This window comes from Pseudomonas sp. D3, assembly GCF_029320995.1.
In the GTDB taxonomy this organism is placed as follows: Bacteria; Pseudomonadota; Gammaproteobacteria; order Pseudomonadales; family Pseudomonadaceae; genus Aquipseudomonas; species Aquipseudomonas paraveronii.
In genome coordinates, this window is record NZ_CP119772.1 from 3163430 (window position 1) to 3177083 (window position 13654).

The 13654-nt window shown below is 59.1% G+C and carries 13 protein-coding genes; 7 read left to right on the top strand and 6 right to left on the bottom strand.

Annotated features, from left to right (window positions below; translation table 11 throughout):
• The first annotated feature begins 71 nt into the window (after window positions 1-71).
• Together P3S72_RS14465 and P3S72_RS14470 are read left to right on the top strand one after the other, a co-directional pair.
• A complete protein-coding gene (locus P3S72_RS14465) occupies window positions 72-779 on the top strand; it encodes a winged helix-turn-helix domain-containing protein (RefSeq protein ID WP_276197866.1) in 708 nt (235 codons plus the stop codon).
• A complete protein-coding gene (locus P3S72_RS14470; RefSeq protein WP_276197867.1) occupies window positions 780-2057 on the top strand; it encodes an ATP-binding protein in 1278 nt (425 codons plus the stop codon).
• 75 nt (window positions 2058-2132) lie between these two features.
• Here P3S72_RS14470 and P3S72_RS14475 read toward each other — a convergent pair whose 3' ends face one another.
• Window positions 2133-2621, bottom strand: coding sequence for a GFA family protein (locus P3S72_RS14475; RefSeq protein WP_276197868.1), 489 nt, complete (start codon window positions 2619-2621; stop codon window positions 2133-2135).
• A 130-nt stretch (window positions 2622-2751) separates the two neighbouring features.
• On the bottom strand, window positions 2752-3903 hold the full coding sequence (ampC, locus tag P3S72_RS14480; protein WP_276197869.1) for a class C beta-lactamase: 1152 nt from the start codon (window positions 3901-3903) through the stop codon (window positions 2752-2754).
• A 128-nt stretch (window positions 3904-4031) separates the two neighbouring features.
• Here ampC and P3S72_RS14485 point away from each other — a divergent pair, with 128 nt between their 5' ends.
• On the top strand, window positions 4032-4910 hold the full coding sequence (locus P3S72_RS14485; protein ID WP_276197870.1) for a LysR family transcriptional regulator: 879 nt from the start codon (window positions 4032-4034) through the stop codon (window positions 4908-4910).
• Window positions 4911-4970: 60 nt separating this feature from the next.
• Window positions 4971-6155 carry a DUF2252 family protein gene (locus P3S72_RS14490; RefSeq protein WP_276197871.1) on the top strand — a complete coding sequence of 395 codons (1185 nt, stop codon included), beginning with the start codon at window positions 4971-4973 and terminating at the stop codon, window positions 6153-6155.
• 23 nt (window positions 6156-6178) lie between these two features.
• Here P3S72_RS14490 and yghX read toward each other — a convergent pair whose 3' ends face one another.
• The 4 genes from yghX to P3S72_RS14510 all read right to left on the bottom strand — a co-directional run bounded on the left by yghX (window position 6179) and on the right by P3S72_RS14510 (window position 10372).
• Window positions 6179-7066 (bottom strand): YghX family hydrolase, encoded by an 888-nt coding sequence (gene yghX, locus P3S72_RS14495; protein ID WP_276197872.1) that lies wholly within the window; start codon window positions 7064-7066, stop codon window positions 6179-6181.
• A 44-nt stretch (window positions 7067-7110) separates the two neighbouring features.
• Window positions 7111-7605 carry a hotdog domain-containing protein gene (locus P3S72_RS14500; RefSeq protein WP_276197873.1) on the bottom strand — a complete coding sequence of 165 codons (495 nt, stop codon included), beginning with the start codon at window positions 7603-7605 and terminating at the stop codon, window positions 7111-7113.
• A gap of 412 nt (window positions 7606-8017) precedes the next feature.
• Window positions 8018-9199: a cystathionine beta-lyase gene (gene metC / locus P3S72_RS14505; protein ID WP_276197874.1), complete on the bottom strand. Its 1182-nt coding sequence runs from the start codon at window positions 9197-9199 to the stop codon at window positions 8018-8020.
• Window positions 9200-9253: 54 nt separating this feature from the next.
• Entirely contained in the window at window positions 9254-10372 is a 1119-nt protein-coding gene (locus P3S72_RS14510) for a DUF2817 domain-containing protein (RefSeq protein ID WP_276197875.1), read from the bottom strand.
• A 108-nt stretch (window positions 10373-10480) separates the two neighbouring features.
• Here P3S72_RS14510 and P3S72_RS14515 point away from each other — a divergent pair, with 108 nt between their 5' ends.
• The 3 genes from P3S72_RS14515 to P3S72_RS14525 all read left to right on the top strand — a co-directional run bounded on the left by P3S72_RS14515 (window position 10481) and on the right by P3S72_RS14525 (window position 13651).
• Window positions 10481-11230, top strand: a complete 750-nt coding sequence (locus P3S72_RS14515; RefSeq protein WP_276197876.1) for a GntR family transcriptional regulator — start codon at window positions 10481-10483, stop codon at window positions 11228-11230.
• Window positions 11231-11621: 391 nt separating this feature from the next.
• Window positions 11622-12737, top strand: a complete 1116-nt coding sequence (locus P3S72_RS14520) for an ABC transporter substrate-binding protein (protein ID WP_276197877.1) — start codon at window positions 11622-11624, stop codon at window positions 12735-12737.
• Window positions 12734-13651, top strand: a complete 918-nt coding sequence (locus tag P3S72_RS14525) for a branched-chain amino acid ABC transporter permease (RefSeq protein WP_276197878.1) — start codon at window positions 12734-12736, stop codon at window positions 13649-13651. The genes P3S72_RS14520 and P3S72_RS14525 overlap by 4 nt, the downstream gene beginning before the upstream one ends.
• The last annotated feature ends 3 nt before the right edge of the window (window positions 13652-13654 follow it).

A 13654-nucleotide genomic window follows, 5' to 3' on the forward strand; every position in this document is an offset into this window, starting at 1 on the left:
CAAGCGCTGCTGCCGGACAGCTTGCCTCCTATACTGCGCGCACTTCAATCTGCGTCGCACACTGAGAGCTTATGGAAAACCTGGGTCTGGGCAAGGTCCTGCTCGTTGAGGATGATGAGAAGCTGGCAGGGCTGGTCGCGCACTTTCTGGCCCAGCACGGTTTTGAGGTGCGGGTGGTGCATCGCGGCGATGCAGCTTTGGCGGTCTTCCTCGATTTCAAGCCAAAGATTGTCGTGCTCGACCTGATGCTGCCCGGTCAGAGCGGCCTGCATGTGTGTCGCGAGATTCGCACGGTGTCCGACACGCCGATCGTGATCCTCACCGCCAAGGAAGATGACCTGGACCATATTCTCGGCCTGGAGTCCGGCGCCGATGACTACGTGATCAAACCGATCAAACCGCCGGTACTGCTGGCCCGCCTGCGTGCGTTGCAACGTCGCCAGGCGCCGGAGCCGACGGTGCGCGGGGCCATCGAGTTCGGGCGGCTGGCCATTGACCGCAGTTGCCGGGTGGTCAGCCTGGGCGGCGAGAAGATCGACCTCACCACCATGGAATTCGAGTTGCTGTGGTTGCTTGCCAGCAGCGCGGGCAAGATCCTCTCCCGCGATGACATCCTCAACCGCATGCGCGGCATCGCCTTTGACGGCCTGAACCGCAGCGTCGACGTGTACATCAGCAAACTGCGCGGCAAGCTCAACGATAACCCCCGTGAACCGGTGTGCATCAAGACTATTTGGGGCAAGGGCTATCTGTTCAATCCGTTTGCGTGGGAGGTCTAGATGCTGCGCCTGTTTCTACGCCTGTATGTGATTCTGGCCCTGGGCCTGGCGGGGGCGATCTGGCTGGTCAACTACACGTTCGACGAGTTGCTGCCCGAAGCCAACGAGACCTATAACCGCGAAGCCCTGCGTGGCCCGGCCTACGGCCTGGTCGAGCAACTGCGGCCGTTGCGTGGCGAAGCGCGGCAAGCTCGGCTGGCCGAGTTGCAACCCCACTATGGGTTGCCTCTGAAACTGGTGGAAAAGGACTCCCTGGCACTGACCGAGCGCGAACAAAAACTTCTGGGCGACGGCTTGCTGGTGGTGCGCGGGGACTTCAAGGAGTTCCTCACCCGCATCGACACGGGCCCGCAGTTGCTGGAAATAAAACTGCCGGAGGAACCCAAGTGGCTGTACCTGTGGGCCTACGGTTTTCTCGGGTTGTGCCTGGCTCTTGTGCTGTACTTTTGGGTACGCCCGCACTGGCGCGACCTTGAACACATCCGCCTGGCCGCCCAACGCTTCGGCGACAACGACCTCTGCTCGCGCATCCTGTTGCCGCGTCGCTCCACCGTGCGCGAACTGGCCGGGCACTTCAATCAGATGGCCGAACGCATCGAAAGCCTGATTGCCAACCAGCGTGAGCTGACCAACGCGGTCTCCCATGAACTGCGCACGCCTATCGCGCGCTTGTCGTTCGAGCTTGATCAGCTCAAACAACAGGCCGATCCCCGGCAGAGCCGTGCACTGATCGCCGACATGTACGCCGACCTCGGCGAGTTGGAGGAAATGGTCTCTGAGCTGTTGACCTACGCCAGCCTGGAGCGCGGCGCCACCCAGGTCACGCGGGAGGCTATCGAGGCCCAGAGCTGGCTCGACAGCGTGATCGGCAGCGTCGCCCTGGAGGCCGAGGTGGAAGGCGTGCAGTTGTCCTTGCGCACCTGTGAAGTCGACGTTATCCAAATCGAACCGCGCTTCATGGCGCGTGCGGTGATCAACCTGCTGCGCAACGCCATTCGTTACGCCGACCGCCGGGTAGAAGTGTCGCTGGTCAAGTTCGGCAGCGGTTATGAAGTGCGGGTCTGTGACGATGGCCCGGGCATACCCGAGGAGGGCCGCGCGAAGATCTTCCAGCCGTTCATACGCCTCGACGCCAGCCGTGACCGCCGCACCGGTGGCTTCGGCCTGGGCCTGGCGCTGGTGCAGCGGGTCTGCCAATGGCATGGCGGGCAGGTGCTAGTGCAAGACTCCGAGTGGGGCGGGGCGTCGTTTCGGATGAGGTGGGCGTATGACGCTTGACGCTCTGGAATGCGAGGGCGATCAACGCTGGGCGCAACGGTAAAATCGCGCCTGCGAGTCGGCCGTCACGGACGGTTAGCGGCTAAGCCCCAACCGTTCATGGCACTGCGCGATTGACTCCTGCGGGTATTCATCGAACTGCAGGTCACCCTTGCGCACGCTGACTTCGACCCAGGGCGCCTTGGAACCGAGCATCAGGTGCGTGTGTTGCGGCGGCACCGGCAATGGCGTGTCGATGGCCGAGGCAAAGGGATGGATCAGCTCCGGCCACTCCGGGCTGAACAGCCATAGCGCGCTGCCGCATTGTGAGCAGAAATGCCGCTCGGCGCCGCTGGCATGGGCGCGGCTGGCGCCCTCGGGCTTGAGCCGGGCGTGGTAGATCGAGATCAGCTTGCGCCCGCGCACTTTCAGGCTGTTGCTGTCGCCCGCCAGGTTGATTGCGTAACCGCCGCCGCCCTGGGTCTTGCGGCAAATCGAGCAATAGCAGCGCTGGTAAGGGTAGGGATGGGTGCTGGTCAGGCTGAACGTCACGGCGCCGCAATGGCAGGAACCTTCGAGTTGCATGGGCAGTCTCCTCTGGCAAGGTGACTCCGCAGTCTAGGCGCTTTGCGGCATCAAGGTCGCGATCAGGGCACGAATGGTCGGCGATGGCAGCCGGTGAGAGGAGGGCGCCCTCGGCGCCCTGGTTCAGGCTTCAGTTATCCAGCGCGCTCAAGATCGCATGGGCGACCTTGACCCGCTCGGCATTCGGATAGTTCTTGTTTGCCAGGATCACCACGCCCATGTCCTTGCTGGGTACATACGCCACGTAGGCAGCAAAACCACCGGTTGAGCCGGTTTTGTTGTACAGCACGTTGGCCGGTTGCGCTTGCGGTGTCGCCAGCCAATGGGGGCGGTGAGGTTCCATTGCCATCGGTGTCGAGTTGCCGTCAATCAGCGCTTGCAGGGCGATGGGGTAGGGGTAGTACTCCCAGCCCAGGCCTTGGGTCATGCCGTTCACGGTGTAATAGCCGGTGTGGGTGCTGGCGATGGCCTGTTGCAGCGGCTTTTCCAGGGTTTGCGGGTGCATGTTGGCGATCACATAGCGCGCCAGGTCGTGAGTGCTGGTCTTGATGCCGTAGGCTTCGCTGGCCAGTGCGCCGGGGCTTACGCGAACGGGCTTGTGGTGTTTGTCGTAGCCTTGGGCGTATTCGCCTGACTGCTCGGCGGGCACGCTGACGTAGGTGTTGCTCAGGCCCAGCTTGGGCAGCAGGGTTTTCTCCAGGGCAACATTGAAGGGCTGGCCCAGGCTTTGTGCCGCGAGGTAGCCAAACAGGCCGATGCTCGGGTTGGAATAGAGGCGTTGCGCGCCTGGGGCGTAGGTGGGTTTCCAGTGCTGGAAGTAGCCGAGCATGGCGTCGGCACTGTCGGCCGCGTCCGGAAACTGCAGCGGCAGGCCGCCGGGGGTGTAGGTCGCCAGTTGCAGCAGGCTGATCTGGTCAAAGGCGCTGCCGGCCAGCGCGGGCCAGTATTGGCTGGCCTTGTCCGACAGCTTGAGCTTGCCGGTCGCCTGGGCGTAACCCCCCAGGGTCGCGGTGAACGTTTTGCTCACCGAGCCGATTTCAAACAAGGTGTTTTCGCTGACTGGTCGCTGGGCTTCCTTCGATGCCGTACCGTAGTTAAAGTATTGCACCTTGCCGTTCTGCACCACCGCCACCGCCAGGCCGGGAATGGCCTGCTGCTGCATCAACGGTTTGACGCTGGCGTCTACCACGGCCTTCAGGTCGGCGGCCAGGCATTGGCCGGCGCCGAGAAGTATCGCCAGCGCCGTTAAATGACGCACTCCAAACACGGATTGTTGGGGCATGATATCGCTTCCATGAGTGTGATCGATTGAATGAAGAGCCTGCGCGGGCGTGGCAACGTTAGACAGTTCGCCGGGCCTGGGCAAACGATGTTATCTCGCCCCAGCCATTAGAATAATTAGGGTCAAGCATGCTGCGCTCCCATCTGCCCCTCAACGCGCTACGCGCATTTGAGGCCTCCGCCCGGCATCTGAGTTTTACTCGGGCCGCCATCGAGTTGTGCGTCACCCAGGCAGCGGTCAGCCATCAGGTCAAGAGCCTGGAGGCGCAACTGAACATCAGCCTGTTCAAGCGCCTGCCGCGTGGCCTGATGCTGACCCGCGAAGGCGAGACGTTGTTGCCGGTGGTGCGCGAATCCTTTGACCGTATTGCCCATACCCTGGGCCAGTTCGAGGGCGGGCATTACCGCGAAGTGCTCACCGTCGGGGCGGTCGGCACCTTTGCGGTGGGCTGGCTGTTGCCGCGCCTGCCGGACTTTCAGCGCCGCTACCCGTTTATCGATCTGCGCCTGTCGACCCACAACAACCGCGTCGATGTCGCCGCCGAAGGCCTGGACTACGCGATACGTTTCGGCGCCGGGGCCTGGCATGGCACCGACGCCTGCCAATTGCTCGAAGCGCCGCTGACGGCGCTCTGCGTACCGTCAATCGCCGAGCAATTACATACGCCGGCCGACCTGTTGAAACAGACGGTGCTGCGTTCCTATCGTGCTGATGAATGGAGCCTGTGGTTCCAGGCCGCCGGGCTGCCTGCCGACACCCTGGTGCCGCGCAGCATCGTGTTCGACTCGTCACTGGCGATGATGGAAGCGGCGTTGCAGGGCGTCGGTGTGGCGTTGGCCCCTGCGCTGATGTTCTCGCGACAACTGGAAAGTGATGCGATCCGGCAGCCCTTCAACGTAGGCATCAGCACCGGCAGTTACTGGTTGACGCGCTTGCAGTCACGCGCCGAAACCTCGGCGATGCTGGCGTTCAAGGGGTGGCTGTCGGAGGCGGCTGCGGAGGTTTAGAAATAAAATGAAACATTTGTCGCGAGTTAACCTCTACCGTAGCCCCTACCGAGTGCCTTCATGAAAACCCCGCGTCCCTCCGCCCGTATGCCCCACCTCATCCAACTGCGAAACTTGAAGATGGCGCGCTCCGCCCACGCTTATGTGCGCGGCAGTACCGTACAGTTTTACGAGTGGTTGCACAGCCAGCCGGGTCGGCGCCTGCCACTCGGCCCGGCGATCTGGATCTGCGGCGATTGCCACGCGGGCAACCTGGGGCCTACCGGCGACAGCAAGGGCCGTATCGACATGCATATCCGCGACCTTGACCAGGCGGTGATCGGCAATCCGACCCATGACTTGGTGCGGTTGGCACTGTCGTTGGCCACTGCCGCGCGCGGCTCGGACTTACCGGGGGTGACCACCGCCCGCATGCTCGAAGAAATGATGGTGGGCTATGAACAGGCTTTCAAGGACAAGCCCGACGAAGCGCCGCCGCGCCCGTCCCAGGTCAAGGCCGGTATGCGCAGCGCCGTGGAGCGAACCTGGAAGAACCTGGCCCGTGAGCGCATCGAAAACGTGCGGCCGACGATCCCCTTGGGCAAGCATTTCTGGTCGCTGTCGCGGGCGGAAAAAAGCGCGCTGGAAACGGTCTGTGCCTCTGGTGACATTCAGCAATTGGTCACCTCGCTCAAGGGCCGCCCCAAGGGCGCCAAGGTTGAGTTGCTGGACTGCGCCTATTGGGTCAAGGGCTGCAGCTCGCTGGGGTTATTGCGCTATGCCGCATTGCTCGGCGTGGGCGACCAGGACGATCAGGCGTATTGCCTGATCGACATCAAGGAGGCGGTCGGCGCCGCTGCACCGCGTGCCGCGCGGGCCAAGATGCCACGGGACAATGGGCGGCGGGTGGTGGAGGGCGCCCGCCAGCTCTCCCCTGGCTTGGGTGAACGCATGGTGGCGACGCGTTTTCTGGAGCATGGTTTTTTCATCCGCGAACTGCTGCCGCAGGATATGAAGCTGGAGCTCGACGAACTGAGTGAGACCGATGCCATGCACGCCGCCGGCTACCTGGCCCGGGTGGTCGGCATCGCCCATGCCCGCCAGATGGACCGCGCGACACGCAAGGAATGGATGGCGGTGCTGCAGGAGAACCGTTCCAAGCAGTTGGATGCGCCGTCATGGCTGTGGACCAGCGTGGTGCAACTGGTGGGTCGGCATGAGCAGGGCTACCTCAACCATTGCCGCAGGTACGCGTTGGAACATTGAGCCCGCAGACATTGAGAGGGCTGTCAGGCCAGGTATTGGTTGAACCACCCCAGCGTGCGTTGCCACGCCAGGTTCGCTGCGGCCTCGTCATAGCGCGGCGTCGAGTCGTTATGAAAACCGTGGTTGGCGCCCTTGTAGCTAAACGCTTCATAGGGGGTGCCTGCCGCCTTCAAGGCCTTTTCATAGGCCGGCCAGCCTTCGTTGATCCGCGTGTCCAGTTCGCCGTAATGCAGCATGATCGGCACCTTGATGCGCGGCACGTCCTTGTCCTGCGGCTGACGCCCGTAAAACGACACGGCGGCGCCCAGTTCCGGGTAAGCCACGGCCGCCGCATTGGCCACGCCGCCGCCATAGCAGAAGCCGACAATGCCGACGTTGCCGGTGCTGCTGTCGTGGTGCATCAGCCACTCGATGGCGGCGAAGAAGTCGTTCATCAGCTTGGTCGGGTCGACCTTTTGTTGCAGCTCTACGCCTTTTTCGTCGTTGCCGGGGTAGCCTCCCAGCGATGTCAGGCCATCCGGCGCGAGCGCAATGAAGCCGGCCTTGGCCAAGCGCCGGGCGACGTCTTCGATATAGGGGTTGAGCCCACGATTTTCATGCACCACGACCACCGCCGGCACTTTGCCGGTGGCCTTGGCCGGGCGTACCCAGTAGCCGCGCACTGTGCCGTTGCCCTTGGGCGAGGGGTAGGTGATGTAGTCGGCAACGATGTCCGGGTCGGTGAATTTCACTTGCTCGGCCAGGGCGTAGTTGGGGCTCAGGGCAGCGAGCAGCGCCGACGCGGTCAGCCCGCCAAAGGTGAACAATGCGGCGCGGTCGAGAAATTGGCGGCGGTTGATCTTGCCGTGGGCGTAGCCGTCGTAGAGCTCCAGCAGTTCGGGGGCAAAGTCTTTGGCGGTGAGACGAGTCATCGGTGCTGTCCTCGATTAGCGGTGCCAGTCAATGTAGACCAGGATCACTCATTACGACCGTGGGCGGCGGCGGCGAGTTGCCCGGTATCGACGCGCACGAACACCGAATCGCCGATCGCCGTGAGTACATCGCCGGCATACACCTCGCAGACCACGCGACTTTTGCGCCCCACATCGCCCTCGACCCGGGCACGCAAGGTCAGCGTGACACCCAGGGGCGTGGGCTTGATGAATTTGATGCCGAGATGGCCGGTCACGCAGTCGATACGCGGCAGGCTGCCGGGTTCACGTTGTTCGGCACGATAGTGGTAGGCCATGGCGGTCCAGTTCGAGTGGCAGTCCACCAGCATGGCGATCAGGCCACCGTAGACCAGGTCCGGCCAGCCGCTGTATTTCGCTTCCGGTTGGTGCTCGGCGACCACGTGAACGCCGTCGGCATCCCAACGGCTCTCGATATGCAGGCCGTGGGGGTTGCTGCCGCCGCAGCCGTAGCAGATACCTTCGGGGGCGGTGGTGTCTTGCAGTGAAGGGGTGTGCATGTGTAGGTTCACAAAATAGATGATTCAGGAGGTCCAGCAAACGCTGGGAGAAAATCATTTTTTTCTGTGAATGCCCGGCGAGGGACTCACAGAAAAGATGAGAAAAGCCTACTGGACTCACAAAATAAATGCACTCTCGGCTCCGCACGGACTTTCCAAGCCGCGCCGTTAATCAACGGCGTTTGCGCAATCACGACATCCGGGACGGCTTGCGTGTGTGTATTAGCTTCAGGGGCAGGTGGCTGGAGATGTCTACAATGCCGGTGGCAGTCCACTAGAGGCATAGAGGTGTCTACGAAACCCAGAGCGATTCAAAATGGTTCACTTCATGAATCGGAAGTTACCTTGAAACTCACTGTCGACTGAACAGATTGAATGGTCTTCAACAGTTAATACTTTCTCGGAAAGTCACTTACGCCACAGTGACAGAGATTTTTGCAACGACCTGGTCAAGCGCTTGAATCACGTCAGATTGCAGATCGTTTAAATTTTCTAAACCGGCATGTACTCGAACAAGATAACCTGATCTCTCCCAACTTTTTACAGTTCGGGGAGGTTTGCCAATCGGTAAAACCAGACTTTCATAGCCCCCCCAAGACAAACCAATTCCAAAGTGTTTTAGGCTGTTGAAGAAACACCTAACGCGTTCTATGTCCGTGCTTTTCAATTGCAAAGAAAATAGACCGCTCGCGCCTCTGAAGTCGCGCTTCCAGAGATCATGGCTCGGATCGTTAACCAGTGCAGGATGATGCACTTGGGCTACCGCTGGATGCGTCTGCAAACATTGAGCCAGGGCTAAACCATTTTCCCAATGACGTTGCAATCGTACACTTAGGCTACGAATACCACGCAGACCTAGAAAAATATCATCAGGCCCCGCAGTTTCGCCAAAATCATGGGCGCTGGCCTGCAACTGCTCCCACGCGCCTTCATTGGCAGTGGCGGTACCCAGCAAGGCATCTGAATGACCGACGATGTATTTAGTGGCCGCTTGAATTGAAATGTCTACCCCGTGATCGAATGGCTTGAAATAAAGGGGGGTCGCCCACGTGTTGTCCAACAATACTTTTGCGCCGACGCTGTGGGCGGCATTAGACACAGCACGTATATCCGAGATTTCAAAGGTCAACGATCCTGGGGATTCAACAAACACCACACTTGTGTTTGTTCGAAGTTTTGACGTTAGATCCTCCACTTCAATGGGGTTAAAATATTCCACCTCGACGCCCATGCGAGTCAGCACCCTGTCCGCAAACATGCGGGTTGGCCCGTACACATTGTCAGTTATTAAAATGTGATCACCCGCGGCCACGAAAGCCATCACCGCATGCGTACAGGCCGAAAGTCCTGATGGAAATACAAGACTGGCATAGCCCCCTTCCAGTTCGGCAATAGCTGACTCAAAGGCACGTGTTGTTTCGGTACCAAACCGACCGTAATGTGCATAAGGATTACCGTCGCGCTTGCACTCTTCCCAAGCATCAAAGCTGGGCACGAGTATGGTCGAGCCACGGAAAACCGGAGTATTTACGAGTCCACCGAAACGCTCGGAATCGCGACCGGTAGTGACTACGAGGGTATCTGGATGATGCATTTGTTTAATCTCAGCAGCAGGGACGTGGAAAGGTAAGTGCAGAGGCGACGCTGTTCAGTCCCGCCACGCGATTAGCCCATTCAGGGCCTGCTGTTGAATGGCAACAGCATGACTTAGGGCGCTTTGCTGCCAGCTCACAGCATCAGGTGAAAACGCCTGAGTTACTTGCGTAAGCAAAGCTTGACGCTCAATAGGATCGGAGACCGAACCGCCGTGTAGACGCCTGTCGGCCTGCAATGCCTGTTGAAGCTTGTCCAGCGGTACGGTGCCAAACTCGATCACCGCGCCAGTCAATTGAGCCGGTGCTACGAATCGGGAAACCCCTTGAAACAGCAAGCCGGTATATTGCGGGCGTGCCGCCCCATCAAAACCGGCGGGGTTTTCGATATTGGCTTGACCCCACCATTCGCATGCCCGGTTCCATGCCTCGCTATTGCGGTCATTGAAACAAAGGAAAAACGGTTCTCCTGACTCCCCAAGCCCCGTATGCCAATCAATTAAAGCGACTTTTTCAGCACCACAAAGGTGCTGTTCAATAATTGACTGAAGCGTCAGATGGGACCATTCAGGCCCCTTGCCACCATAGCTCAAGCCCTCTGGATGCGCGTATTGCCCGCGCATACTGGCATCGGTAAAGGCAGGCATGCCCTTGTCATCGATCCATGCATTGATAGTGCGCTGGGCCTCCTTGGCAGCGCTCACGCCAAGTTCATGCGGGCCAATCCAGGGGTGCAGATACTCATATTCAAGGTTCTGGGGAACAGGCTGCGTCCAATCGACGAAGTTTCGATTGAGGTCGACGAGGCCTTCGGTGCACCGGCTCATATGAGCAGCCCCCCACGGATTGATCGCATGGATCAGTACCACCTGAACGTCAAGTGCCTGCGCGTGAGCACCGAGGGCTTGCATAAAAGCGATTTGCGCAGCGGAACCGATGAAGCACTCCGGGCCGTGAGTACCGCTCACTATGATCAATGCCCGCGTGCTCTCTGGCGGCCCGATTATGGCAACGTCGGTGGTCAGGCTACCGCCGTTGGGTGCCGCTACATCGTCGTTGAGGTAAACATGCAGTACGGCGCCTGCCTGGGCCGCAGCCATTTGAAATTTAGCTCGGGCCGTAGCGTAATCGGGCGAGAAACAACTTGATGTCAAAGCGAGGGAGACTTCGCGCATGAGTGATCCTTGAATGCAAAGCGGCACATGGATTTGGCCGGATCGTAACATGTTACGAATACTCCCTGTAAACTGCTAAAATGCCGCGCACGCAAAAAAGGTCCTCAAATGCCCAAAAAAATCGAAGTGGAAGCCCCCCCTGTTGTTGCGGGTCGTGTACGCGTCAGGCAAAGCGATGCGGCGTTCGATGCAGTGCACAGAGCTATCGTGCGCTGCGAACTGATGCCCGGTGTGCATGTATCCGAAGCCGAAATAGAAACCCGCTTTGGGCTTAAGCGAGCGGCTACTCGCGCTGCGCTGGAGCGCCTGGCGGCCAAAGGGCTGGTTCGCCCGATGCATCGCCAGGGGTATCAGGTCAAACCCATCACTTTGCGCGACATCAACGAGCTGTATCAGATACGCGAAATCATTGAGTTAGCCACGGTTCGCATGGCGGCAGGCAAGGTCGATGAAGAGGGCCTGCGGCGTCTCGACCAAGCGTGCTCAAGGAGTTACGAGCCAGGCGATCGAGACAGCGAAGACCGCTTCCTTCAAGCCAATACCGAGTTTCACCTGGTGGTGGCGCAAGCCTCAGGCAATGAGCGCCTAGTGGAGATGCTAGCCAACGTTCTGAGTGAAATGGAGCGGTTGTTTCACCTAGGCCTGGCGCTGCGCGACCGCACCAACGAAATGCGACACGAGCATGAATCGCTTATTGCAGCGCTGACGGCTGGAGACTCAAAAGGCGCAGAAACAGTGGCGCGCATGGAATTGATCTCATCCAGGGCAATGGTGCTCGACGCCCTGATGTCTTCGTCCAGCCTGCTGGATGTAAACATCACCAGTGGCCCGGCTGGGCCACTTTCATTGAGCACCTGAGCTCCCCCCGCCTTGATTGCTCGAGACACTGCAAGCTGACAGACCGGCAGTGTCTCGAGCTTGATCGCCGCATCGTGTAAAGCCCGTACCTCTCCAAGCAGCGGCGCACCTTAACGTCGCCCCCTCGCCTCCCATTGCATTGCAATGGTGCAACTTCGTGTCGGCGATTGTTCAGGATTGCTGATCCGCCAGCCGCGCAGCAGAGCCCCTCTTAGCCCGATATGGGCTGAATTTCTGTGTGTGGCACAGCTATTGCTGTGCATCAAAACAGACTCGTAACATGTTACGAGAGCCATCAGATCATTTCACAGATGATTTCCGGTCAGTAAATCGACCCGAGCAGACGTGCATACGATCTAAACGTTGTCCTTCCAGCGAAAAGGATCTGCTCATGCTCCGTAGAACCGTCAATGAATTTCTGGCAATAGGGCTGTGTGCCTTTGCAAGTCTTGCCAGCGCACAAAACGAAATCGCAGTCGGCTACCAACTGCCATTGACCGGCGATAACTCGCAATACGGCACGCTTTTCAAGAACTCGGCCGATATGGCGCTTGAGCAATTCAACGCGTCTGGAAAGCTGCCTGGCACGAAGGTGGTGATCAAGTACGAAGACAGCAAAAGCGACGCAAAAGAAGGCGTGAACATCGCGAGAAAATTCTCCGACGACGCCCATATTTTAGGCGTGATTGGCGACTTCAACTCAACCGTATCCATGGCAGCAGGGCAGATTTACGCCGAACAACATGTACCGCAGCTGTCCCAATCGGCCTCCCACCCCGACTTCCTCAAGATCAGCGACTGGCAGTTTCGTAACATCACCACAATGGCGGTCGAGTCGCCGTTCATAGCCAAATGGATGGCGCAGAACAACCTTAAGCGTTACGCCGTTATTGGTATTCAAAACGACTGGGGTCAAAGCTCAGTGAAGAACTTCAGTGAGGAGGCTGCCACGCTTGGAAATGAGGTGGTGGATACCGAGTTCTTTAACCCGGGCAACCGAGACTTTCGCTCAATACTGACCAAGGTGGCTCGCTCTAAGCCTGATGCAATCGTGCTGTTCATGTTTTATGAAGAGGCCGCCAGCTTCCTGCAACAACGCACACAGATGAACGTGCAAACCGTCGTCTACGGTGGTTCGCCACTGTATGAGCCCAAGCTTCTGCAACTGGCGGGGCCTGCGGCCAACGGCTTGATGATGCCTAGCACCTTCGTCGCGCAAAGTGCAGACGCTAGCGTCAGGGCCTACGTAGAGGGCTACCGCCAGCGGTATGGCAGCGAGCCAAGCATGTTTGCCGCGCAGGCTTACGATGCAACTAACATCATGCTCGACGCGATTGTTGCAGCAGGCCCCGAGCCGACTCGGGCCAAGGTTCGTGATGCACTGGCAGCGACGCATGACTACCCAGGGGTGACTGGCGCAACCACGTTCGACCCGGTCACTCGCGAAGTGACCAAGCAGTTGAATCGCATGATCGTTAGCGATGGCGCTTACAAGGTCATCCAATGATGGAAACCGATTTCCTTATACAACAGTTGATCAACGGCATTTCGATCGGATTGGTCTATGCCCTGATGGCGATCGGGTTCACGTTGATATTCGGAGTACTCAACGTCGTCAACTTTGCCCACGGCGAAATTTACATGCTGGGCGCTTTCGTTGGGTTACTGCTGATTACCACATTCGCACCGCCGCTGTTTGTCGTGATTATTTTCGTACTGGCTTTCGGTGCGGTGATGGGATTGGCGCTCGACCGATTGGCGTTCCGCCCATTCAGACGGTTTCGCGACGAGGCGTCGATGAAATCTAAAGCTATTCGCGAGGCCACGCTGCTGTCCTCGCTGGCACTGTCGATTGTGATTCGTGAGGGCGTCGAAAAAATATTCGGCGCCAACATGCAGGTGGTGCCGCAGGACTACCTGCTAATCAGCCCGGTTCAAATCGGCAGTTTCTCGTTTGCCAGCGGTCAGTTCCTGATTTTCGGCTTATCAATGGCAATGTTGGTCGGATTGCAACTATTGCTGTTCAAAACCCACATTGGGCGCTCAATCCGTGCAGTGGCCAGCAACCCGGCAGGCGCCATGTATGTCGGCATCCACACCGAAAACGTGATCATGGCGACGTTCGCCGTTGGCTCAATGCTGGGGGCCAGTGCCGGCATCGTCGTTGGCCTGTACCAGGGTGCGGTATTTCCGGCGATGGGTTTCGCGCCGGGTATCAAGGCATTCGTGGCGATGGTCATGGGCGGGTTGCACTCGATTCCAGGGGCGGTGATATGCGCACTGATATTGGGTATCGCTGAAACGTTTACCACCAGTTATCTGGCCCAAGGCTGGGGTGACCTGGTGGCCTACGCCTTTCTGCTGCTGACGCTGATTTTCTTCCCCACCGGTATTTTTGGCGCTGCCCGCGAGCGCGTTTAAGGA

Bases quoted from the DNA above. Each gene is read 5' to 3' on its own strand.
- P3S72_RS14465 (WP_276197866.1), top strand. From the start codon at position 72: ATGGAAAACCTGGGTCTGGGCAAGGTCCTGCTCGTTGAGGATGATGAG.
- P3S72_RS14470 (WP_276197867.1), top strand. From the start codon at position 780: ATGCTGCGCCTGTTTCTACGCCTGTATGTGATTCTGGCCCTGGGCCTG.
- P3S72_RS14475 (WP_276197868.1), bottom strand. From the start codon at position 2,621: ATGCAACTCGAAGGTTCCTGCCATTGCGGCGCCGTGACGTTCAGCCTG.
- ampC (WP_276197869.1), bottom strand. From the start codon at position 3,903: ATGCCCCAACAATCCGTGTTTGGAGTGCGTCATTTAACGGCGCTGGCG.
- P3S72_RS14485 (WP_276197870.1), top strand. From the start codon at position 4,032: ATGCTGCGCTCCCATCTGCCCCTCAACGCGCTACGCGCATTTGAGGCC.
- P3S72_RS14490 (WP_276197871.1), top strand. From the start codon at position 4,971: ATGAAAACCCCGCGTCCCTCCGCCCGTATGCCCCACCTCATCCAACTG.
- yghX (WP_276197872.1), bottom strand. From the start codon at position 7,066: ATGACTCGTCTCACCGCCAAAGACTTTGCCCCCGAACTGCTGGAGCTC.
- P3S72_RS14500 (WP_276197873.1), bottom strand. From the start codon at position 7,605: ATGCACACCCCTTCACTGCAAGACACCACCGCCCCCGAAGGTATCTGC.
- metC (WP_276197874.1), bottom strand. From the start codon at position 9,199: ATGCATCATCCAGATACCCTCGTAGTCACTACCGGTCGCGATTCCGAG.
- P3S72_RS14510 (WP_276197875.1), bottom strand. From the start codon at position 10,372: ATGCGCGAAGTCTCCCTCGCTTTGACATCAAGTTGTTTCTCGCCCGAT.
- P3S72_RS14515 (WP_276197876.1), top strand. From the start codon at position 10,481: ATGCCCAAAAAAATCGAAGTGGAAGCCCCCCCTGTTGTTGCGGGTCGT.
- P3S72_RS14520 (WP_276197877.1), top strand. From the start codon at position 11,622: ATGCTCCGTAGAACCGTCAATGAATTTCTGGCAATAGGGCTGTGTGCC.
- P3S72_RS14525 (WP_276197878.1), top strand. From the start codon at position 12,734: ATGATGGAAACCGATTTCCTTATACAACAGTTGATCAACGGCATTTCG.